The 20,009-nt window shown below is 71.7% G+C and carries 22 protein-coding genes; 12 read left to right on the forward strand and 10 right to left on the reverse strand.

Annotation, left to right across the window (positions count from 1 at the left end; translation table 11 throughout):
- Entirely contained in the window at positions 1-1,596 is a 1,596-nt protein-coding gene (gene fliF, locus ACFHYO_RS04545; protein ID WP_394318674.1) for a flagellar basal-body MS-ring/collar protein FliF, read from the reverse strand.
- Between the two features lie 117 nt (positions 1,597-1,713).
- On the opposite strand from fliF, the gene ACFHYO_RS04550 reads away from it, so the two are divergent.
- The 9 genes from ACFHYO_RS04550 to ACFHYO_RS04590 all read left to right on the forward strand — a co-directional run bounded on the left by ACFHYO_RS04550 (position 1,714) and on the right by ACFHYO_RS04590 (position 9,223).
- Entirely contained in the window at positions 1,714-2,196 is a 483-nt protein-coding gene (locus ACFHYO_RS04550) for a flagellar basal body-associated FliL family protein (protein WP_394318676.1), read from the forward strand.
- A complete protein-coding gene (locus ACFHYO_RS04555; protein ID WP_394318678.1) occupies positions 2,193-2,534 on the forward strand; it encodes a hypothetical protein in 342 nt (113 codons plus the stop codon). The genes ACFHYO_RS04550 and ACFHYO_RS04555 overlap by 4 nt, the downstream gene beginning before the upstream one ends.
- Positions 2,527-3,060 carry a MotE family protein gene (locus tag ACFHYO_RS04560; RefSeq protein WP_394318680.1) on the forward strand — a complete coding sequence of 178 codons (534 nt, stop codon included), beginning with the start codon at positions 2,527-2,529 and terminating at the stop codon, positions 3,058-3,060. The genes ACFHYO_RS04555 and ACFHYO_RS04560 overlap by 8 nt, the downstream gene beginning before the upstream one ends.
- A gap of 1 nt (position 3,061) precedes the next feature.
- Complete coding sequence (gene motA / locus ACFHYO_RS04565; RefSeq protein ID WP_036704617.1) at positions 3,062-3,928, forward strand: flagellar motor stator protein MotA; 867 nt, start codon at positions 3,062-3,064, stop codon at positions 3,926-3,928.
- Positions 3,929-4,017: 89 nt separating this feature from the next.
- Positions 4,018-4,632 carry a hypothetical protein gene (locus ACFHYO_RS04570; RefSeq protein WP_139305977.1) on the forward strand — a complete coding sequence of 205 codons (615 nt, stop codon included), beginning with the start codon at positions 4,018-4,020 and terminating at the stop codon, positions 4,630-4,632.
- The gene (locus ACFHYO_RS04575) at positions 4,629-6,707 is read left to right on the forward strand and encodes a flagellar biosynthesis protein FlhA (protein WP_394318682.1); all 2,079 of its coding nucleotides are present in this window, start codon (positions 4,629-4,631) and stop codon (positions 6,705-6,707) included. Before ACFHYO_RS04570 ends, ACFHYO_RS04575 begins: the two co-directional genes overlap by 4 nt.
- Positions 6,704-7,444, forward strand: a complete 741-nt coding sequence (locus ACFHYO_RS04580; protein ID WP_394318684.1) for a flagellar biosynthetic protein FliR — start codon at positions 6,704-6,706, stop codon at positions 7,442-7,444. The genes ACFHYO_RS04575 and ACFHYO_RS04580 overlap by 4 nt, the downstream gene beginning before the upstream one ends.
- The gene (gene flhB, locus ACFHYO_RS04585) at positions 7,441-8,535 is read left to right on the forward strand and encodes a flagellar type III secretion system protein FlhB (RefSeq protein WP_394318686.1); all 1,095 of its coding nucleotides are present in this window, start codon (positions 7,441-7,443) and stop codon (positions 8,533-8,535) included. The genes ACFHYO_RS04580 and flhB overlap by 4 nt, the downstream gene beginning before the upstream one ends.
- A gap of 304 nt (positions 8,536-8,839) precedes the next feature.
- On the forward strand, positions 8,840-9,223 hold the full coding sequence (locus ACFHYO_RS04590) for a hypothetical protein (protein ID WP_394318688.1): 384 nt from the start codon (positions 8,840-8,842) through the stop codon (positions 9,221-9,223).
- Positions 9,224-9,729: 506 nt separating this feature from the next.
- Here ACFHYO_RS04590 and ACFHYO_RS04595 read toward each other — a convergent pair.
- The 4 genes from ACFHYO_RS04595 to ACFHYO_RS04610 form a co-directional block, all read right to left on the reverse strand.
- Positions 9,730-10,134: a GNAT family N-acetyltransferase gene (locus ACFHYO_RS04595; RefSeq protein ID WP_394318690.1), complete on the reverse strand. Its 405-nt coding sequence runs from the start codon at positions 10,132-10,134 to the stop codon at positions 9,730-9,732.
- Between the two features lie 430 nt (positions 10,135-10,564).
- The gene (tsaB, locus tag ACFHYO_RS04600) at positions 10,565-11,194 is read right to left on the reverse strand and encodes a tRNA (adenosine(37)-N6)-threonylcarbamoyltransferase complex dimerization subunit type 1 TsaB (protein ID WP_394318692.1); all 630 of its coding nucleotides are present in this window, start codon (positions 11,192-11,194) and stop codon (positions 10,565-10,567) included.
- A complete protein-coding gene (locus ACFHYO_RS04605; protein WP_036704706.1) occupies positions 11,187-11,750 on the reverse strand; it encodes a NifU family protein in 564 nt (187 codons plus the stop codon). The genes tsaB and ACFHYO_RS04605 overlap by 8 nt, the downstream gene beginning before the upstream one ends.
- A gap of 81 nt (positions 11,751-11,831) precedes the next feature.
- On the reverse strand, positions 11,832-12,287 hold the full coding sequence (locus tag ACFHYO_RS04610; protein ID WP_036704707.1) for a universal stress protein: 456 nt from the start codon (positions 12,285-12,287) through the stop codon (positions 11,832-11,834).
- 193 nt (positions 12,288-12,480) lie between these two features.
- On the opposite strand from ACFHYO_RS04610, the gene ACFHYO_RS04615 reads away from it, so the two are divergent.
- Positions 12,481-13,209 carry a sugar transferase gene (locus tag ACFHYO_RS04615; RefSeq protein WP_394318694.1) on the forward strand — a complete coding sequence of 243 codons (729 nt, stop codon included), beginning with the start codon at positions 12,481-12,483 and terminating at the stop codon, positions 13,207-13,209.
- Here the strand turns inward: ACFHYO_RS04615 and truA are convergent.
- Both truA and ACFHYO_RS04625 read right to left on the reverse strand, forming a co-directional pair.
- On the reverse strand, positions 13,178-13,987 hold the full coding sequence (truA, locus tag ACFHYO_RS04620; protein ID WP_394318696.1) for a tRNA pseudouridine(38-40) synthase TruA: 810 nt from the start codon (positions 13,985-13,987) through the stop codon (positions 13,178-13,180). The two genes, ACFHYO_RS04615 and truA, sit on opposite strands and share 32 nt — an antisense overlap.
- A gap of 2 nt (positions 13,988-13,989) precedes the next feature.
- A complete protein-coding gene (locus ACFHYO_RS04625; protein WP_394318698.1) occupies positions 13,990-14,967 on the reverse strand; it encodes a 5-bromo-4-chloroindolyl phosphate hydrolysis family protein in 978 nt (325 codons plus the stop codon).
- Positions 14,968-15,224: 257 nt separating this feature from the next.
- Between ACFHYO_RS04625 and ACFHYO_RS04630 the strand changes: the two genes are divergently transcribed.
- Positions 15,225-15,590: a winged helix-turn-helix domain-containing protein gene (locus ACFHYO_RS04630; RefSeq protein WP_036708446.1), complete on the forward strand. Its 366-nt coding sequence runs from the start codon at positions 15,225-15,227 to the stop codon at positions 15,588-15,590.
- 110 nt (positions 15,591-15,700) lie between these two features.
- Here the strand turns inward: ACFHYO_RS04630 and ACFHYO_RS04635 are convergent, their stop codons facing one another.
- Together ACFHYO_RS04635 and rnhB are read right to left on the reverse strand one after the other, a co-directional pair.
- Positions 15,701-16,849 (reverse strand): site-specific DNA-methyltransferase, encoded by a 1,149-nt coding sequence (locus tag ACFHYO_RS04635; RefSeq protein ID WP_081973129.1) that lies wholly within the window; start codon positions 16,847-16,849, stop codon positions 15,701-15,703.
- 93 nt (positions 16,850-16,942) lie between these two features.
- Positions 16,943-17,605, reverse strand: a complete 663-nt coding sequence (rnhB, locus tag ACFHYO_RS04640; protein ID WP_394318700.1) for a ribonuclease HII — start codon at positions 17,603-17,605, stop codon at positions 16,943-16,945.
- Positions 17,606-17,761: 156 nt separating this feature from the next.
- On the opposite strand from rnhB, the gene ACFHYO_RS04645 reads away from it, so the two are divergent.
- Positions 17,762-19,054 (forward strand): PQQ-dependent sugar dehydrogenase, encoded by a 1,293-nt coding sequence (locus ACFHYO_RS04645; RefSeq protein ID WP_394318702.1) that lies wholly within the window; start codon positions 17,762-17,764, stop codon positions 19,052-19,054.
- Between the two features lie 8 nt (positions 19,055-19,062).
- Here ACFHYO_RS04645 and ACFHYO_RS04650 read toward each other — a convergent pair whose 3' ends face one another.
- The gene (locus ACFHYO_RS04650; protein ID WP_394318704.1) at positions 19,063-19,992 is read right to left on the reverse strand and encodes a bifunctional allantoicase/(S)-ureidoglycine aminohydrolase; all 930 of its coding nucleotides are present in this window, start codon (positions 19,990-19,992) and stop codon (positions 19,063-19,065) included.
- Positions 19,993-20,009: the final 17 nt, after the last annotated feature.

Raw genomic sequence — 20,009 nt, forward strand, 5'->3', positions numbered from 1 at the left:
TCACGCCTCCTCCCGCGCGCCGATCCAGCCCGACAGCAGCCGCAGGCTCTCATCCTGCCGCTCGCGCATCAGGTCGCGCAGCCGCGCTACGGGGTCGGCCACCGTGCCGGCCGGCGTGAACTCGAAATCCGGGACGTTGAGGGCGAGGTTGGGCAAGGCCAGCGCGCCGTCGGACGGCTCGAGCTCGCGCGGGCTCAACGCGGCCGGGGCGAGCAGCTCGGGCATCGCCGGCCCCGAGCTATCCAGCGCCGGCACCGGCAGGGCGGCCGCGGCGCGGGCCCGCAGGACCGGGCGCATCACCACGAAGGCGAGCGCGAGCGCGAAGAACCCGATGATCGCGAGCCGCGCCAGATCGTTCAGCGCAAGCCGGTTCAGAAGCCCGCCCGCCTCGGCCGCGGTCCCCTCGCCACCCACCGCCGAGAAGGGCAGCGACTTGACGGTGATCACGTCGCCCCGCGCCTCGTCAAACCCCACCGCCGAGGCGACCAGCTCGCGCAGCGCCTCCAGCTCGGGTTCGGCCCGCGGCACGATGCTCTGCGTTCCGTCCGGCGCGGTCATGACCGTGCCGTTGACCAGCACTGCCACCGTCATCCGCCGCGTCGCGCCGGGCTGGCGCACCACCTCGCGGGTCAGCTTGCTCACCTCATAGTTCTGCCGCTGCCGGGTCTCGGAGCTCGCGGACTTGCTCTGCTCGCCCTGGCTGCCGGTGCCCTCGGGCAGGTTCGACGACGCCGTCACCGCCCCCTTGTCGGCGTTCGAGGACTGATCCGTCGTCTCTTCGTTCTCCTGCGAGACCAGCGCCCGGGCGTTCGGATCGAATTTCTGCTCCGAGAGCTGCTCGCTCTCGGTCACCAGATCGAGGTTCAGCTCGACAATGGCGTTGCCGGGGCCGACGTGCGGCTCAAGGATGCGCTCGACGTTGCGCTTCATCTCGGCGGCGCGGTCGGCGGCCACGGTCTCCTCGCCGGTCGAGACGATGCCGCGGGCGCTGTCGATCACCTTGACCTTCTCGGGGTCCAGCCCCGGCACGCCCGAGGCCACGAGGTATTGCAGCGACCGCGCCTGCCGGCTGTCGAGCGTGCCGCTGGCCATCGTCACGGTGACCGAAGCCGCGCCGCCCGATTCGCGCCGGTAGCCGCGGGTGGCGGGGACGGCGATATGGACCCGCGCGGCCTTGACGCCGGGCACGGCGAGGATGGTGCGGGCCAGCTCACCCTCTTTCGCGCGCCAGTAGGCGGCGTCGAACATCTGCGAGGTGGTGCCGAACCCCGACATCCCGTCCAGGATCTCGTAGCCCGCGCCCCCCGCCGAGGGCAGGCCGAGGCCCGCCATGACCATCCGCAGCCGGTCGCGCTCGCCCGATTCGACCCAGATCGCGTCGCCGCGGATTTCCGAGGGGACGCCGGTCTTGTCGAGCTCGGCCATGACCTCGCCCGCCCGCGCCGGGTCGAGCCCGGCATAAAGCAGCGCCATCGACGGGCGGTTCGCCACCCAGGCGAAGCCTGCGACGGCCAGAAAGGTCAGCACAAAGGCGGCCGCGATCAGCGCCTTCTGGCTGATGGACCGCTCGCTCCAGTATTCGGCCAGCTTCTGCATCCGTCCCCCGGTGTCTCGAATCGTTCTCGGCTCGACAGGGAGGGTGATGGCACGGCGCGGATTAAGATTCGGTTAGTGGGCTGCTGTTAGACCGATCCGGCAAGGACGGAGAATCAGATGACCGACATCGCCCTGCCCACCCCAGCCGATCCGCCGCGGTCGCGGTTGCGCCGGATGCTGCCGCTGGCCGTGCCGCTGCTGGCGCTGGGGGCGGGTTTTGCCAGCACCTACATGGGGTTGTGGTCGCCGATGGGGCTGATCGGCGGGGGCGCCCCGCCCCCCGAGGCGGTGGCGGTGGCGCCGGCGGTCACCTTCGTCGACGTGCCGCGAATCATCCTGACCGTGCCGGGGGAACGCACCCGGACCCTCGCGCTCACGGTCATGATCGAGGTGCCGCCCGAGGGCCGCGCCCAGGCCGAGGCGATGATGCCGCGGATCACCGACAGTTTTAACGAGTTCCTGTCGCGCATCGACGCCGCCGCCTTCAGCCGCCGCGGCATCCTCGAAATCATCCGCGCCGAGCTGGCGACCCGCACCCGCTTCGTGCTGGGCGATGCCGCCGTCCGCGACCTTCTGATCACGGAGTTCAGGATCCAATGACACTCGCTCTCGCCCTGCAGGCGGCGCTGGTGGCCGCCGGGCTGGTGCTCGCCGCCTTCTGCTGGGAGCTGTCGCGCCGCCTGCGCAAGCTCAACGACCTCGAGACCGGGCTCGGCGGGGCCATCGCGGTGATGGCGGCCGAGATCGCCCGGCTCGAGTCGGCGCTCGCCGCCGCCCGCTCGGGCGCCACGACCGCCAGCGACGGGCTCGCGCGCGAGATCGAGAAGGCCCGGTCCGAGCGCGCCTATTGGGCGCTGCAGCGCCAGTTCCTGCCCCCGGGGGCAGAGCCGCGCCGCACCCTGCGCCGCCGCCGTCCGGTCGAGGTGAAGGATGTCTAGCCCCGTCCTGTGGGCCGCGGGCCTCTCGCTCGCCGGGTTTGCGGCGCTCGCCGGCCAGTCCTGGCTCGGGCCCCTGACCGCGCAGGCGGCGCCGGCGGCGCTGCTTGACGGGTGCACCGACGTCCCCGAGGCGATGGCGCTGGCCGACCGGCTGCGCCAGCGCGGCATCGCCGTGGACCGCGCGCTCGCCGACCTCGACCGCCGCAAGCAGGAGCTTGCCGCCGCCGAGGCGCGGATCAAAACCCGGCTCGACGCGCTCAAGGCCGCCAAGGCGGCGCTGAGCGACGCGCGCGGCGCCCGCGCCGACGGCACTGCGGCGGGGATCGAGCGGCTGATCGCGGTCTATGACGCGATGAAGCCGGCCGAGGCCGCGACCATCCTCGCGGCCCTGCCCCCCGACTTCGCCGCCGAGATCCTGATGCGCGTCCAGCCCGAGACCGGCGCCCGCATCATCGCCCGCATCGACCCCGGTCAGGCCGCCGTGCTGACCGCCCACATGGGCGCGCGCCGCCCGACAGGAGGCTGACGTGTTCGCCATCATCGGCATCGTCCTCACCTTCGCCATGGTCTTCGGCGGCTATGTCATGGCCGGCGGCAAGATGGCCGTCATCACCCACTCGCTGCCCTACGAGATGATGATGATCGGCGGGGCGGCGATCGGGTCCTATCTGCTGTCGAACGACGGCGCGGTGCTCAAGCACACGGTTCCGGGCATCCTGCGCGCCTTCAAGGGGCCGCGCTGGCACGAGAGCGACAACACCCAGGTCCTCTGCCTGCTGTTCCAGCTGCTCAAGCTCGCCCGAGCCAACCCGGTCGAGCTGGAGGAGCACGTCGAGAACCCGCACAGCTCGTCGATCTTCCAGGCCTACCCGGCGGTGCTGAACGACGAGAACGCCGTGACGCTGATCACCGACACGCTGCGCTCGGCGAGCCTGAACTACGACGACCCCTATCAGGTCGAGGACATGCTGACGCGGCGCATCAATCTGATGAAGGAAGAGGCGATGCACGTCCCCCACGCTCTGCAGAACATGGCCGATGCGCTGCCGGCGCTGGGGATCGTGGCGGCGGTGCTGGGGGTGATCAAGACGATGGCCTCGATCGACCAACCGCCCGAGGTGCTGGGCGGGATGATCGGCGGGGCGCTCGTCGGGACGTTCCTCGGTGTGTTCCTCGCCTACGGGCTGGTCGCGCCGCTGGCGCAGCGGCTCGGCGCGGTGATGAAGCAGGACCTCGCGTTCTACGACGTCATCAAGTCGGTGCTGATCGCGGGGCTCCACCACCACGCCACCAACCTCTGCGTCGAGGTCGGCAGGCAGGCAGCGCCCGAGCATCTGCGCCCGAGCTTCGTCGACGTCGAGACGGCGCTGCGCGACATGAAGAAGGCGGCGTGATGGGCGGGCAGGTGCGATCCGGCGCGCGGAGGGTCGGGCGGCGGGCCGGGATGGGTCGGGGTATTCAGCGTCGGGCGGGGATGGTGGCGATGGACACGGATCGGCGGCTGATTGGCCGGTCGGGTGGGCGGGGCCTGGACGATCTTTGCGCCGCGCTGTCGGGCCGGCGATCATTTCCGGTCGTCGTCAGCTTCCCTCTCAGGATCGTCGCGAACTGCGCCGGGTTGCGTCTACCTGCTGGTCATCTCCCGCATCGGGTTTCGCGGATCCCAAGGTCTGTTCTGGCTCTCTCGCTCGCAATCGTCGCTGTGGACGCAGTCGCATCTGGCACCGTTCACGCCGAGACTGCCACAGCCTCGCCGCCCGCCGTGATCGCTCCAGGCTTAACCCCCGCCGTGCAGGTGTCCCCGCTCCAAAGCCCCGCGACACCCGAGACGCTGCTGTCCGCCGAGGCCCAACGCTTCATCGATGACGCCACCAACCGGCTGATCGCCGGCGACGAGCTGCCGCGCGATTATCCCATTACCCTCAAGAGCCTTCCGCCTGCCGACCGGCTGCTGGTCATCGTGCACCTGCGCCGCATGGGTTTCCTCACGACGGTCGAGATGCCGATCGACTGGGTGATGGACCCCGCAGTCCCCCCGTCCGCCCAACCGGCAGCGGTGCCCCAGGCGACGGCCCCAAAGTCCGAGACGACGCGATGAGCGCCGTCTCCGCCGTCAGCGGCCGGATCGGCGCGTCGGGAAAGCCGCTCGTCATCACCGGCGCGCTGGTCCTCGTCGTCATGTCGATGGTCATTCCGATCCCGGCCGCGCTGCTCGACGTGGGGATCGCGCTGTCGATCGCCACGGCCACGCTGATCCTCGTCATGGCCAGCGTGGTCACCCGGCCCACCGACTTCCAGGCCTTCCCGGTGATGCTGCTCATCTCGCTGCTGATCCGCTTGTCGCTGAACGTCTCGTCGACGCGACTCATCCTCACCGAGGGGCACACCGGCCCGGATGCGGCGGGCGAGGTCATCAGCGGGTTCTCGGAATTCGTCGCCGGCGGTTCGCTGATGGTCGGCATCACCGTCTTTGCGGTGATCTCGATCGTCAACTTCATGGTCATCACCAAGGGCTCGGGGCGGATGGCCGAGGTCTCGGCGCGCTTTGCGCTCGATTCACTGCCCGGCAAGCAGCTGGCCATCGACGGCGACCTGAACTCGGGCGCAATCACCCACGATGAGGCCAAGCGCCGCCGGCTGCAGGACCAGCGCGAGATCAGCTTCTACGGGTCGCTCGACGGGGCGTCCAAGTTCGTCAAGGGCGACGCGGTCGCAGGTCTGGTGATCACGGCGGTCAACTTCTTCGTCGGGCTGGCGGTAGGGGTGGTCTCGCACGGCGTGCCGATCTCCGAGGCGCTGGCGACCTATTCCCAGCTCACCATCGGCGACGGTCTGGTGAGCCAGGTGCCGGCGCTGATCACCTCGATGGCGGCGGCGCTGCTCTTGTCGCGCGGCGGCTCGACCGATTCCACCGCCGACCTGCTGTCGCACCAGTTCACCCAAGGCTGGCACGCGCCGGCACTGGTGGCGATGGGGATGGGGGTGCTGGGTTTCGTGCCGGGGATGCCGACGCTGGTCTTCCTTGCCATCGCGGGCACTGCGGGCTGGTTCTCCTGGCGCAACGCCACCCGCCCCCCGCCCCAGCCCGAGGCCGCCGCGGCCCCCGTCCTGCCCGCCGATACCCGCCCGCGGATCGGGGATGTCATCGACACCGACGAGATCTGCGTCGAGATCGGGGCCGACCTGATCGCCGCGGCGCTCGATCCGACCCGGGGCCTCGGCGGGCGCATCAACAACCTGCGCATCCACATCGCCCGCAGCTACGGCGTGATCCTGCCCGAGGTCCGGATCACCGACGCGGTCGGGTTGCCGGGCGGCGACTACGTCATCCGCGTCCACGGGGTCATCCGGGCGCGCGGGCGCCTCATCCCCAATCTCGTCCTCGCGCTCGGCGGCGAGGACATCCTCGCCGACATCCCCGGAGAGCCGACGCGCGAGCCCGTCTATGACAGCCCGGCCCGCTGGATCACGCCCGCGCACCAGGACGAGGCCTCGATCGCCGGGGCGAGCGTCGTGACCCCGATGGAAGTGCTCTCGACCCATCTGATGGAGACGGTGAAGTCGCAGCTTCCGGCGCTGCTGACGCTCGGCTCGCTGCAGCGGTTGATGCAGGAGCTGCGCGGCCTCAGCGACGAGGGCCGCGCCCAGTCCTACCAGCGTGTGTTCGACAATCTCGTGCCCGAAAAGGTCGCGCCCGAGCAGTTGCTGGCGGTGTTGCGGATCCTGCTCGAGGACCGCGTGTCGATCCGCAACCTCGGTCTGATCATCGAGGCCATTCACGAATCCCGCAGCTCCGACCCCGAGGTCGCCGCCGAGTTCGTCCGCCGCCGCCTGCGCGGGCAGATCACCGAGGCGCTCTGCGACCCCGACGGGCGGCTCGACGTGGTCCAGCTTCAGCCGGGGTGGGAGGCCGAGTTCCTGCGCGCCGAGGCCGAAACCGGCCGCGGGGCCGGGCTGCTGACGGCGCCGCTCATGCAGCGCATGACCGAAAAGCTGCGCCTGACGGCCGGCGGTCTCACGCCCGACGGTCAGCCGGCGCTGGTCGTGCCCGACCACAGGCGACGGATGGTGCGGGCGATGGTGGCCGCGGCAGGCCTCGGCTGGCCGGTGCTGGGCTTCGACGAGGTGGACCCGCAGGCGCGGGTGAGACTGGTCGGCACGGTCGAGACATGAGCGGCATCGACCTGCCCGCCTGGGCTCTGCCGATCCTGCTGATCTACGGGCGGGTCCAAGCCTTTCTGCTGGCCATGCCCGGCACCGGTGAGAGACTGCTTCCGGTCAGGGTGCGGGCGGCGCTCGCCATGGCCATCACGCCGCTGTTCGCCGCGGTTCCGGCGCCGGTGGCGGCCTCCCCAACCGAGCTTGCGGCCCTCATGGCAGCCGAGATCGTCACCGGGCTGGCCCTGGGGCTCATGGTCCGGGTGGTGGCCATGGCGCTCGACATCGCCTCGACCACGCTCGCGCAGAGCGCCTCGCTGTCGGCGATGCTGGGGGTGTCCGAGGACATGCCGCCGCACCCGATGGGACACCTCATGCATCTCGCGGGCCTTGCGGTGTTGATGGCGATGGGGTTGCCGGTGCTGATCTGCCAGCTGCTGGCCGACAGTTTCGCGCTTCTCCCCCCCGGCACGCCGCCCGCGATCGGGTCGCTCTGGCCCGGCTTTCTCGGCCTCGTGACCCACGGCTTCGTGCTGGCGATGCTTCTGGCGTCTCCGTTCATCCTCGGCGGGCTGCTGTTCCAGATGCTCTCGGGCGTCGTCGCGCGGGTCATGCCGGCGATGCCGGTGGTCTTCGTGGCCGCGCCCGGCGCGGTGCTGCTGGCGCTCGCGGCGATGGCGCTGCTGGTCCCCGGCATCCTCGCGATCTGGGCCCGCGACGTGCTGTCGATCCAGCTGCCGGTGCCGCAATGAGCGAGACCCCGGACAAGGACGACAAGCAGTATGAGCCGAGCGAGCAGAAGCTGCGCCGCGCGCGTGAGAAGGGGGACGTGCCGCGCTCGACCGAGGCCACGACGGCGCTCGTCTGGCTTGGCTTTTTCGGGGTCTTCGTGGTTGGCGTCCCGGCGCTGCTGCCGTCGTGGATGGCCAGCGCGTCGCAGCTGATCGCCGCCGCGGCGAGCCCCGAGACCTCCGCGGCGGCCGTCCGGGGGGCGGCGCTTCTGTCGATGGGGGCCGTCCTGGGGGCGGCCCTGCTGCCGGCGATGCTGGTGGTGCTGGGGCTGGTGCTGCAGCGCGCACTTCTGTTCACGCCGTCGCGGCTGGCGCCCGACCTCAAGCGGATAAACCCCCTCCACAATGCGGGCCAGAAATTCGGCCGCACGGGGCTGGTCGGCTTTGCGATCTCGCTGGGCAAGCTTGCGGCCGTGTCGGCAGGCGGGGTGGTGCTGTTCGTCACGCTTGGATCGCTGATCGCCGCTGCGGCGGCGACGACCGCTGCGGCGTGGATCGCCGCGCTGCCGGTCCTGATCCGGCAGGTGCTCATGCTGGCGCTGGCGGTGGCGATCGTCTTTGCCGCCGTCGATCTCGTCTGGAAGCATCTCGACTTCCGCCAGCGCAACCGGATGACCCGCAAGGAGATGGAGGACGAGCACAAGGAGAGCGAGGGCGACCCGCATCTCAAGGCGGCGCGGCGACAGAAGGCGGTGGACCTCGCGCTCGGCTCGATGCTGGCGGATGTCGAGCGCGCCGACGTGGTGATCGTGAACCCGACGCATTACGCCGTGGCGCTGGAATGGAAGCGGGGAAGCGGCAAGGCGCCGGTCTGCCTGGCCAAGGGAGTGGACGAGGTGGCCGCCCGCATCCGTGAGCGCGCCCGCAGCCATCAGGTGCCGATCTGGTCCGATCCGCCCTGCGCCCGCGCGCTGCACGCCACGACAAAGATCGGCGAGGAGGTCCCGCGCGCCCAGTTCGGCCCCGTGGCTGCGGCGATCCGCTTTGCCGAGGCGATGCGGCTCAAAGCGCGGCGGGGGTACGGCGGGGTGCTCGAGGGGGGTGTGCGGTGAGAGTGACGGGTAGGTGTGGCGTGATTTGGCGGGCGGGTGCTGGTAGGCGGCGCGTCGGTTCTGACCCGGGCTCGCGGTGCCGTAGAAGGCGATGTTTCGTGAGGCAGGGCACGGGCGCGGCCGGCGGGTGGGCCGGGAGCGGAAGGGACAGTCGCTGCCGAGCGATGCGCGAGTCTGTGCCGGGTAGGGCGACAGGCGCAAGGGTGTCCGTGCCGGGCCGCCCGTTGCGCGATCCCGCGGATGCGAGCGGCTCGCGAGAACGCCATTCTGCGGCGGGGCCCTCTGGCGGAACCGGGGTCCGCGCATGAGAGCGAAAGCAGAGCAGCTGGGGCAACTCGCGCGGATCGCGCGGGCGCGGGCGGACATGGAATTGCGCCGCTATGCCGCCTGCCGGGCGCAGTCCGACGCGCTGCGCGCTCATGTGGAGGCGATCCGCGCGGAGCTCGCTGCCGCGATCGGGGCGCCCGTCGCGGACTCGGTGGACCAGTGGCGGCTGACCACGGCCCTCGTCGCCTACAGGGCCGATGAGGTTCAACGCGCTGAGGGCGCACTAGCCCGGATGCAGCCTGCCGTCGACGCGGCCCGGGCGGCCGCAGCGCAGGCTTTTGGCCGTGCGGAGGCGATGAGCGAGCTTCGCTCCCTCCAGCGCAGCGCAGACACTCAGTCGCGGGCAAGGCGGAGCGAATGACGGGGTGCGGCGGGGTATGGCGTGGAGCAGGAGCCGTTGTGTCAGACAACACTCCGCGCCCAATCTTTGGATCCTTGAACGCGGCGTGATCAGTGTTCGCTCAGGCGACAACGGTCACATCGCTCGCACGTGCGCCAGCACGCGAGCAATTCATTGCGCGCCGCGGCATCAATCTTGAGATCAGTAACTTCAACGCCGATTTATTTCCCGGACTCGAGATGCTGATGAAGGTCGAGTGTGATGCTCTCCAGAAATACGCGGGTCAAAGCACACGTGACTTTCCTGCCGGCCTTAAAAGGGCGCCCAGCCGGCAGTCGCAATTGGTGTCAAACCCCCACCCGAGCGGGGGGGGGGAATTACCATTTCTGCCAATCCCGTAGTCACGACGACGCGGTCAGCCGCACTGTGGAACCTCGGGCGACGCATTGTTAAACGCCTCACCGCCTTCCCGGTCGTTGAGATTAGCGCGCCGCAGAGCACCTCCCCACATCTCGTCAACTTGCATACTACCGTTTCAGGTCACGCCGCAGGACCAGCGCGTCGATCCCATCGCCATAGTAGCCGCGGCGGCGGCCCACCTCGGTCCAGCCGGTCGCGGCATAGAGAGCAATCGCGGCGGTGTTGTCGGCGGCGACCTCCAGGAAGGCCGTCTCGGCGCCTTGCGCGCGAGCGGCGGCGAGGAAGCGGGTGACGAGGGCGCGGCCCTGACCTCGCCGGCGCGCGGCGGGGTCCACGGCGAGGGTGAGGAGTTCGGCCTCAGGTCCGATCACGCGTCCGAGGAGAAAGGCGGCGCCGCCCGTCAGAAGTAGCGATCCCTGCGCATTGGACAGATTGCGGAAGTCGGTCGCGCTCCATGGCCGGGGGCGCGTGAAACATTGGGCGTGCAGCCGGGCGAGGTCTTCAGGGGTCATGCGAGGATAACTATTTGCGAGGGCAATGGGGAAACCCGTTGATGGGCACCACCAATCGAAGTGGTGCATCGCTGACTGGACGCACCGGCGCCATGCGGCCGCGCACACAACCGATCCCAACGCTCATCTCGCCGTCTGCACGGTCACCGCCGAACCCCGGGCCGCCCATGCCGGGGGAGTAGCCGCGCCCCGCGCAAATCGAAAGAGGCAAGCCGACCCCAACGCCGCGCCAGCAACACCGGCGGCGCGTGGCGGCGTGGGGCGGCGTCTGTGGGGCGCAGGTAGAGCGGCGCCCTGCAGAAGCACAGCCCCGCTGATGCTGAGCCAGTCGCCGCGCCCCGCGTAAATCCAGTCCGGGCAGCCGACCCCAGCGCAGCGGCCTGCACACGCTCGACGCACCGCGCTCGGCCAAACCAAACCACCCTCCCAGTCACGCCAGCAACACCGGCGGCGCGTCGCGTGGTGGCGCGGCGTCGGCGGGACGCAGGTAGAGGGGCGCCGGTCGGGGCAGCGGCGCACCGTGGCCCAGGCGCCCGGCGGCGACGAGGGCGATGCCCACGGGCAGCGGCCAGCGCGGCGTCCGCGCCGCCGGCCCCGGCGGAAGCGTCCCGGCCGGGGCCAGCGCAGGGCCAGTGCCCGCCTCGGCGCCGAAATCCTCCCACACCACATCGTCGCCGCGCAGCGGGACGACGGCGCGGCAGGGCCGGGGATGACCGGCGGCGGCGGCCTCGGTGGCGGTGACGCCGATGGCGGGGACCTTCAGCGCCAGCGCCAACCCCCTCGCGGCCGCGACCGAGATGCGGATGCCGGTGAAATTGCCCGGCCCCACCCCCACGCCGATCGCCGAGAGCGCGGGCCAGTCGACGCCGGCCTCGCGCAGCACCGCCTCGAGCAGCGGCATCAGTGCCTCGGCCTGACCCCGGCTCATCGGCACCGTGCGGCAGGCGAGGACCTGCACCCCGGCGCCGTCGCCCAGAACGCCCCCGCCCGAGACGACGGCGGCCGCGCAATGCGCGGCCGATGTGTCGAACCCCAGGACGAGCGGCGCGGCGTCAGGCAACCGGACGGACCTCGGTCACCTCGGGGATGTAGTGGCGCAGCAGGTTCTCGATCCCCATCTTCAGCGTCAGGGTCGAGGACGGGCAGCCGGCGCAGGCGCCCTGCATGTGCAGATAGACCACCCCCCGGTCGAAGCCGTGGAAGGTGATGTCGCCGCCATCCTGGGCGACCGCAGGCCGCACGCGGGTGTCGAGCAGTTCCTTGATCTGGCTCACGATCTCGGCGTCCGGGCCGTCGTGGGTCGCGTGGCCGCCGGCGGCCGGGGCGGCGCCGGTGTCGAGCGCCGGCTCGCCGGACTGGAAATGGTCCATGATCGCACCGAGGATCGACGGCTTGATCTGGTCCCAGATCGCCGCGTCGCCCTTGGTCACGGTCACGAAGTCGGACCCGAGGAACACGCCCGTCACACCGGGTACGGCAAAGATGCGGCGCGCCAGCGGGCTGGTGCCCGCCGCGGTGGCCGCGGGGAAATCGGCGGTGCCGGAGGCCAGCACCGTCTCGCCGGGCAGGAACTTCAGCGTCGCGGGGTTCGGCGTGGTCTCGGTCTGGATGAACATCGGCGGCTCCTCATGCCTGACCGATATGGTTGCCCGCACCCGGCTTCGTCAAGCCCGCAGCAGCGGCAGGCCGGGTTGCCGTCAGGTGATCTCTTCCAGCCGCTCGCGGGTGATGTCGCCGGGCACGATGGTCAACGGACAGGGCAGCAGGGCAAGGTCGCGCATCAGCCGGGTGATGAGCGGCCCCGGCCCGCCGCTGCCCGAGGCCGCGGCCAGCACCACCACCCCGATGTCGGCGTCGTCGGCGATCTGGGCCAGCAGCTCGCCCCCCGGGTCGCCCTCGCGCACCACCAGCTCGGGCTCGATCCCCGGGCGGTCGCGCATCCACTTGGCATAGACCTCGAACTGCGCCTCGATCCGGTCGCGGGCTTCGGCGCGCATGACCTCGGCCACGCCGAAGCCGTGCTGGATCTCGGCCGCCGGGATCACCGACAGGACCTGCACCCCGCCCGCGGTCGAGGCCGCCCGAAGGGCCGCATAGCGGATCGCGTTCAGGCATTCCTTGCTGTCGTCCAGCACCACCAGAAACTTGCGCATCGCCCGACCACTCCCCGCCGTTATCCGCCTGCCTGCCGGGGGCGCGCGATGGCGCGCCGGGCGACAGGCCGGCCCGACAGCGTGACAAATGCGCCCCATCCGCGCAAGGGTCACGAACAATTCGGTGCGCGTCGCGTTTCCATTGGCGTGCCTCTGTGTTAATCGCCCGTTAACCGGCCGGGAGTCTGGACGCGTGACGATCCATCATGACTGGAATGCGACCGAAGCGGTCGGGATGCGTCCCGTCCGCCCCGGCGTGTGTCCGGATGACTGGGTCGCCGATCGCCGCGCCGGTATGACCTGGTCGAAGCGGCTGTTCGATATCGTCTTCGCGCTGCTGCTGCTGATCCCGCTGTCGGTCGTGATGCTGGCCGTGGCCACGATCCTCGCCATCTACGAGGGGCGGCCGATCTTCTACGTGTCCGAGCGGATGCGCGCCCCGGGCGAGGCCTTCAACCTCATCAAGTTCCGCACCATGGCGCAGGTGGACGAGGACGCGGGCGCGACCGGCGCCCACAAGGCGTGGCGGATCACGCGGCTGGGCAAGTTCCTGCGGCGCACCCGGATCGACGAACTGCCGCAGCTCTTCAACATCCTGCGCGGCGACATGAGCTTCGTCGGCCCGCGCCCGCCGCTGCGCGAATATGTCGAGCGCTTCCCGCGCCGCTATTCCGAGGTGCTGCGGACGCGGCCCGGCGTCACCGGCCTCGCCACGCTGATCTATCACGCCCACGAGGACCGCATCCTCGCCAAGTGCCACACGGCCGAGGCGACCGAGGCCGCCTATTACCGCCGCTGCATCCCGACCAAGCTGCGGCTCGACCGCATCTACCAGCGGCGACGGACGCTGGGGCTGGATCTGTGGATCATCGCCAACACGGTGATGACCGTCATCCGTCCGGGCTGGGTCCGGCGTCGCTGATCCCGGCGAAGGGGTGGTCGGGGTAGTCCACCCCGCTCAGATACAGACCCGCGGGCGGGCAGACCGGCCCGCAAGCCGCCCGGTCGCGCGCGGCGAGCGCCTCGGCCACCCGCGCGGGCGCCCACGCCCCCTGCCCCACCCGTTCGAGCGTGCCCACGATCGACCGCACCTGGTTGTGCAGGAAGGACCGCGCGGCGAGGTGGAAGCGGTACTCGGTCCCGCGCGGCACTGGATGGGCCGTGATCTCGATCCGGTCGAGCGTCTTGATCGGGCTCGCCGCCTGGCACATGGTCGAGCGGAAGGTGGTGAAATCGTGCCGCCCGAGCAGATGCGCCGCGCCCGCCCGCATCGCCGTAAGGTCCAGCGGATGCGTCACCTGCCAGACCCGCCCGCGGTCATGGGTGGCCGGCGCGCGCCGCGACAGCAGCCGGAAGAGATAGCGCCGCCCGGTGGCCGAGAAGCGGGCGTGGAACTCGTCCCCCACCCGCGCCGCCGCCAGCACCGCGACCGGGGCGGGCTTCAAATGCCAGTTGAGCGCCTCGGAGAGCCGGAACGGGTCCCAGTCGCGCACCAGGTCCGCGTGGGCCACCTGCGCCGTGGCGTGGACGCCCGCATCGGTGCGCCCGGCCGCCGCCACCCGCGCCCCGGCCGCGAAGCCGGGGTCGACCCTCGCCAGCGCCGCCTCGAGCGCGCCCTGCACCGAGGGCTGGTCGGCCTGCGCCTGCCAGCCCGCGAACGGCCCGCCGTCATATTCGATCCACAGCGCGAAACGGGGCATGGTCAGCGCGAGCGGTCGCGCAGGCTCTCGCGCAGCTTCTGGCCGAAGGTCTCGGCGGCCGTAGGCTCGGACCGCGCCTCGAGCGCGGGGCGGGCGGGGGCGTCGGGCGCGGGGCGGACGCCCTCGCGCGCCAGCCGGTCGCGCAGCACCTCGATCTCGATGTCCATGTCGGTGCGCCCGCCCTCGTGCAGCCGCTGGGCCAAGGCCGAGAAGCTCGCCTCGAGATCGGCCAGCAGCGCCTCGTAATCCGCGAGCGCGCGCGGGTCGCGGGTCTGGGCGTACAGATCGGCGAACTTGATCGTCGCGTCGCGCGCCCCCTCGAGGTAGACGCCCAGATAGCGCCGCGCCGGCGCCAGCCCGCCGGGGTTCTGCTCGACCTGCTCGAAGAGCTGCCGGGCGGTGGCGGCGAAGAGCGCCACCCGCGCCTCGAGCCGCCGGTCGCCGGTCCGCAGGATCGCCTGCGACATGGCGCGCAGGTTCGCCTCGGCCGCCTCGACCATGCGCGCGGCGCGGTCCTGCTGGAAGGCGTCCACCCCCTCCATCCCCTTGTCGGTCATCGGATCGGGGCCGAAGGCGAGCCAGTGCAGGATCGCCCCCGTCACCCCCGTCACCGCCGCCGGCCCGAAGCTGCCCGGCTCGGCGACGCCCACGGCAAGGCCGAGCCCGGTCAGGATACCGCCGAAGAGCTTGCGCGGGATCGCCGGCCGCCGCGCCACGCGGCGGGCGTCATAGGCGGCCTCGGCCTGCAGCCCCTCGCGGGTGACCCACATTGCCCCCGCCGTGATCCCGAAGGCGGCGAGGTTCGCGGCCATGCCGACCGGGTCATGGAACGGCGCGGCGAGCAGGAAGGGCGTGGCCATCGCCGTCACCCACGAGGTGCGCGACTCGTAGGGGTGGCGCAGCCGCTCGGGCGGCCGCGGCAAAGCGCCGCCGGTCTGCCCCGGGACGGGCGAGTGCGGGCCGCCGAACCGACGCGCCATCAGCCCAGCCCCAGCGAGGCGTAGAGCGTGACGCCCATCAGCAGGAAGAACGACAGGCGCTGCATGGCGCGACGGGACATCGGCGGACCTTCCTTGCGGCTCGGGCCGCCCGGCCGGGCAACCCTCCGGCCAGCGGCCGGTGCGCTGCGAATATGGGGGATCGGCGGGGTGGGGAAAAGGGCACCGACCCCGCGGCAGGGCCCGATTGCGTCGCCGGCCCCGGTTGCCGCGCCGCGCCGGGCGGGCGATGATCGGGCATGGCCGACCCGCATCTGCGCCCCGAACTGTTCCTGCGCCTCTACCTTGCCCCCGACGCGATGCTCGGGCCGGGCAAGGCCGCGCTGCTGGCGGGGATCGACCGCACCGGCTCGATCTCGGCCGCCGGGCGCGAGATGGGGATGAGCTACAAGCGCGCCTGGTCGCTGGTCGAGACGATGAACGCGATGTTCGAGGCCCCGCTGGTGGACAGCGCCCGCGGCGGGCCGGGCGGCGGCGGGGCGACGCTGACCGAAACCGGACAGCGCGTCCTCGCCCTCTACCGCCGGATCGAGGCGGACGCGTCCGCCGCCGCCGCCCCCTCGGTCGCGGCGCTCAAGGCGCTGCTGCGCAACGGACCGGGCTGACCGGGGCCGGCGCGGAAAAAAAACCCCGCCAGGTCACCCTGGCGGGGCAAGTTCGTCCCGCGGCGCGCGGGGGGAAACCCCGGTCGCCCGAGACACCGGCGAACCCTGCGTCAGCCGTCAGCGGCCAGCTCCGACCGAATCTGCTGGCGCAGGATGTCGATCGGTATCATCTGTCCGTCGCGGCGAAAATGCCAATATGTCCAGCCATTGCATGACGGTGCGCCCTCAAGCGCGGCGCCGACCTGGTGGATCGAGCCGCGCACGTCGCGCCCGATCAGCGAGCCGTCCGCCCGCACCCGCGCCGTGTGGCGGCCGTTGATCGACACCAGCTCCTCTCCCGGCCGCAGCATCGCCCGCTCGACCACCTGGCCGAAGGGCACCCGCGGCTCGGCCCGCTTGGCGGTCGTCGTGGCCAGCGCCGAGGCGTCCAGCCGGCGCACGCGCGAGAGGCGGCGGGTGGCGACCTCGCGATAGGCCTCCTCGCGCTCGATCCCGATCCAGTCGCGGCCCAGCATCTTGGCCACCGCCCCCGTGGTCCCGGTGCCGAAGAACGGGTCCAGCACCACGTCGCCGGGGTTCGTGGTCCCGACCAGCACCCGGTGCAGCAGGCTTTCGGGCTTCTGCGTCGGATGGGCCTTGGCGCCGTCCTCGCCCTTCAGCCGCTCACCGCCGGTGCAGATCGGCAGCGTCCAGTCCGAGCGCATCTGGATGCCCTCGTTCAGCGACTTCAGCGCCTCGTAGTTGAAGGTGTATTTCGCCCCCTCGGATTTCGAGGCCCAGATCAGCGTCTCATGCGCGTTGGTCAACCGCTTGCCGCGGAAGTTCGGCATCGGGTTCGACTTGCGCCACACCACGTCGTTCAGAAGCCAGAACCCCTGGTTCTGCAGCTCGGCGCCGACGCGGAAGATGTTGTGATAGCTGCCGATCACCCAGATCGCCCCGTCGGGCTTCAAGAGCCGCCGCGCCGCCGCCAGCCAGTCGCGGGTGAAGCGGTCGTAATGGGCGAAGCTGCCGAACTGGTCCCAGTGGTCGTCCACCGCGTCCACCCGGCTGTTGTCGGGGCGGTGCAGCTCGCCCCGCAGCTGCAGGTTATAGGGCGGGTCGGCGAAGATGAGGTCCACCGAGCCCGCGGGCAGGGCGTTCATCACCTCGATGCAGTCTCCGGCGAGGATCTGGTTCAGCGGCAGCGTGGCGGGGCTGTCGTCCGGCACGCCGGGGGCGGCGCGCGAAACGCGCGGGTGTGTGGTGGTGCGGGTCATCTCTGCTCTCTGGTCCGGGTCGGCTGCATGGGCCGCCCGTTTCTTGCCCCCAAGATGAGTCAGAGGTGATTCGGCGTCAAATAGTATTTTGAATCAGTCTGTTAGCGATAGTTCTGGACACAATATCTTGTGAACCGCGGGAAAGCCGCGCCTATGGAATGGGGTGGGGCCAAGGTCGCGCAGCGCGGTCCGGTGCTCGGCCGTGGGGTAGCCCATGTTCCGCTCCCACCCATAGCCGGGGTGCTGTTGCGCCAAATCCACCATGATCCGGTCGCGCGCCACCTTGGCCAGGATCGAGGCCGCGGCGATCGACAGGCTCAGCGCGTCGCCGCCGACGATGGCGCGGGCCGGGCGGCCGAGGTCGCGCGGGATGCGGTTGCCGTCCACCAGCACCACGCACGGGGTCTGCGCCAGCGCCGCCACCGCCCGGCACATGGCCAGATGGCTGGCGTGATAGATGTTGAGCGCGGCGATCTCCTCGACGCTCGCATGGGCGACGGCCCAGATGGCGCAGGCCTCGATCCGCGCGGCGAGGCGCGCGCGCTCAGGGGCCTCGAGCTTCTTGGAATCGTCGAGCCCCCGCGGGATGCCGCGCGCCGGCAGGATCACCGCCGCCGCCGTGACCGGCCCGGCGAGCGGCCCGCGCCCGGCCTCGTCCACGCCGCAGACCAGCGTGGCGCCCTCGGCTAGGCAGGCGCGCTCGTGCCGCAGGGTGGGGCGCTGGCGGCGCGGGCGGGGTGCGGGAGAGACGGGCATGGGCAGGGCCTTGGAGGGTGGGGCACCCCGGACAGGCCGGGGCGGGAGGGCTTGCCACTTTCCCACACCCCGCCGCAGGGTGGAAGGCGCGCACTGCGGGCGGAACGGCCCGGCCCGTGGCGCGCGTTGTGGGGCGAAACGCAAGGGGAGGACGGCATGGCGGACTGGATCGGCAAGGCGGCAGAGATGGTGGGCGGCGTCATGGTGGCGCTGCGCCGCGGCGCCACCCCGGCCGAGCAGGCGGTGGGCACCCGTCCCGCGATCCCCGAGGCGCGCCCGCAGCGGGTGATGACGCTCAAGATGCCGACCGCGGTGGGGTGGTCCGGCGGCCGCACCCCGCGCGCGGCCGAGGGGCTGGCGGTCAACGCCTTCGCCGAGGGGCTCGCGCATCCGCGCTGGCTCGAGGTGCTGCCGAACGGCGACGTGCTGGTGGCCGAATCGCGCGAGCAGGCGGGCGAGCCCGAGTCGCTCTTCGACCGCGCCAAGCACGCCACCATGCGCCGGGCGAGCGCGCTCGGCCCCAGCGCCAACCGGATCTCGCTGTGGCGCGACGCGGACGGCGACGGGCGGGCCGAGCACCGCCACGTCTTCCGCGACGGTCTGAACCAGCCCTTCGGCATGGCGCTGGTGGACGGGCGCTTCTACGTCGGCAACACCGACGGGGTGGTGGCCTTCGACTACCGCGAGAGCGCCACGCACCTCGACGGGCCGGGCGAGCGGCTGGCTCGCTTCAAGCCCGGCGGCCACTGGACGCGCAGCCTGCTCGCGTCCCCGGACGGGCGGCGGCTCTACGCCGGGGTCGGCTCGCTCACCAACATCGCCGACGAGGGGATGGAGGCCGAGGCGGGCCGCGCCTCGATCTGGGAGCTGGACCTGACCACCGGCGCCGCGCGCGAATACGCGACGGGGCTGCGGAACGCCGTGGGGCTGGCGTTCGAGCCCGAGACCGGCGCGCTCTGGACCGTGGTGAACGAGCGCGACGGGCTGGGCGACGAGACCCCGCCCGACTACCTGACCTCGGTGCGCGAGGGCGGGTTCTACGGCTGGCCCTGGTGCTACTGGGACCGGGTGGTGGACGACCGCGTGCCCCCGAACCCCGAGGCCGTCGCCCGCGCGATCACCCCCGACTATGCGCTCGGCGGCCACACCGCCTCGCTGGGGCTCTGCTGGCTGCCCGAGGGGGTGCTGCCCGGCTACGCCTCCGGCATGGTGATCGGCCAGCACGGGTCGTGGAACCGCGCCAAGCTGTCAGGCTACCGCGTGATCCACGTCCCCTTCGCGGGCGGTCGCCCCGCCGGTCCGCCGCGCGACATCCTCGACGGGTTCCTGTCGCCCGACGAACGCGAGGCCTGGGGCCGCCCGGTCGGCGTGGCGGTCGGCCCCGACGGACGGTCGCTGCTGGTCGCCGACGACGTCGGCAACGCGGTGTGGCGGGTGAGCGGCGCCTGACGCGCCGCCTACCGCCCCGAGCCGTGGGTGCCGAACCACAGCGGCGCGTGCCGGTTCACGTCCTTGTAGAGCAGATAGCGGAACCGCCCCGGCCCGCCGGCATAGCAGGCCTGCGGGCAGAAGGCGCGCAGCCACATGAAGTCCCCCGGCCCCACCTCGACCCAGTCGCGGTTGAGCCGATAGACCGCCTTGCCCTCGAGCACGAAGAGCCCGTGCTCCATCACGTGCGTCTCGGCGAACGGGATCGAGCCGCCGGGCTGGAAGGTCACGAGCGTCACGTGCATGTCGTGGCGCAGGTCGGCCGGATCGACGAAGCGGGTGGTGGCCCAGGCACCCTCGGTGTCGGGCATCGGGCTGGGGGCGACCTCGGATTCGTTGGTGACGATGGGGTCGGGGCGCTCGACCCCCGCGGCGGGCTGCCAGCGCTTGCGGATCCAGTGGAAGCCGCAGTTCCCAGGCGAGGCGTTGCGGACCGCCCACGCCACCCCCGGCGGGACATAGGCGAAGCCCCCGGGGGTCAGCCGGTGGGTCGTGCCGTCGATGGTCACGTCCATCTCACCGCCGGTGACGAACAGCGCCGACTGGATCTCGGGGTCGTCCTCGGGCGCGTCGCAGCCGCCACCCTCGGCGAGTTCGACGATGTACTGGCTGAAGGTCTCGGCGAAGCCCGAGAGCGGGCGAGCGATGATCCACATCCGCATCCCGGTCCAGCCGGGCAGGAAGCTGGTCACGATGTCGCGCATGACGCTGCGGGGGATGACGGCGTAGGCCTCGGTGAAGACGGCGGTGTCGGTGGTCAGCCCCGTCTGCGGCGGCAGCCCGGCAACCGGGCCGGCGTATTGCGGCCCGCGCGCGGCGGGCGGCGCGGGGGGGTGGGGCGCCGCGTCCTCGCCGGGGATCGGGGCGATGTTGCCGGTCGGGGTGGTGTCGTCGATCATCTGCGCCTCACTCTGTC

The organism is Paracoccus panacisoli (assembly GCF_042435015.1).
Lineage (GTDB): Bacteria > Pseudomonadota > Alphaproteobacteria > Rhodobacterales > Rhodobacteraceae > Paracoccus > Paracoccus panacisoli.

Coding starts and splice junctions, on each gene's coding strand:
- ACFHYO_RS04570 (WP_139305977.1), top strand. CDS start 4,018: ATGGACACGGATCGGCGGCTGATTGGCCGGTCGGGTGGGCGGGGCCTG.
- rnhB (WP_394318700.1), bottom strand. CDS start 17,605: ATGCCCGTCTCTCCCGCACCCCGCCCGCGCCGCCAGCGCCCCACCCTG.
- ACFHYO_RS04595 (WP_394318690.1), bottom strand. CDS start 10,134: ATGACCCCTGAAGACCTCGCCCGGCTGCACGCCCAATGTTTCACGCGC.
- ACFHYO_RS04645 (WP_394318702.1), top strand. CDS start 17,762: ATGGCGGACTGGATCGGCAAGGCGGCAGAGATGGTGGGCGGCGTCATG.
- ACFHYO_RS04550 (WP_394318676.1), top strand. CDS start 1,714: ATGACCGACATCGCCCTGCCCACCCCAGCCGATCCGCCGCGGTCGCGG.
- ACFHYO_RS04635 (WP_081973129.1), bottom strand. CDS start 16,849: ATGACCCGCACCACCACACACCCGCGCGTTTCGCGCGCCGCCCCCGGC.
- flhB (WP_394318686.1), top strand. CDS start 7,441: ATGAGCGAGACCCCGGACAAGGACGACAAGCAGTATGAGCCGAGCGAG.
- ACFHYO_RS04580 (WP_394318684.1), top strand. CDS start 6,704: ATGAGCGGCATCGACCTGCCCGCCTGGGCTCTGCCGATCCTGCTGATC.
- truA (WP_394318696.1), bottom strand. CDS start 13,987: ATGCCCCGTTTCGCGCTGTGGATCGAATATGACGGCGGGCCGTTCGCG.
- ACFHYO_RS04625 (WP_394318698.1), bottom strand. CDS start 14,967: ATGGCGCGTCGGTTCGGCGGCCCGCACTCGCCCGTCCCGGGGCAGACC.
- ACFHYO_RS04650 (WP_394318704.1), bottom strand. CDS start 19,992: ATGATCGACGACACCACCCCGACCGGCAACATCGCCCCGATCCCCGGC.
- fliF (WP_394318674.1), bottom strand. CDS start 1,596: ATGCAGAAGCTGGCCGAATACTGGAGCGAGCGGTCCATCAGCCAGAAG.
- ACFHYO_RS04630 (WP_036708446.1), top strand. CDS start 15,225: ATGGCCGACCCGCATCTGCGCCCCGAACTGTTCCTGCGCCTCTACCTT.
- ACFHYO_RS04560 (WP_394318680.1), top strand. CDS start 2,527: ATGTCTAGCCCCGTCCTGTGGGCCGCGGGCCTCTCGCTCGCCGGGTTT.
- ACFHYO_RS04605 (WP_036704706.1), bottom strand. CDS start 11,750: ATGTTCATCCAGACCGAGACCACGCCGAACCCCGCGACGCTGAAGTTC.
- ACFHYO_RS04590 (WP_394318688.1), top strand. CDS start 8,840: ATGAGAGCGAAAGCAGAGCAGCTGGGGCAACTCGCGCGGATCGCGCGG.
- ACFHYO_RS04555 (WP_394318678.1), top strand. CDS start 2,193: ATGACACTCGCTCTCGCCCTGCAGGCGGCGCTGGTGGCCGCCGGGCTG.
- ACFHYO_RS04610 (WP_036704707.1), bottom strand. CDS start 12,287: ATGCGCAAGTTTCTGGTGGTGCTGGACGACAGCAAGGAATGCCTGAAC.
- ACFHYO_RS04575 (WP_394318682.1), top strand. CDS start 4,629: ATGAGCGCCGTCTCCGCCGTCAGCGGCCGGATCGGCGCGTCGGGAAAG.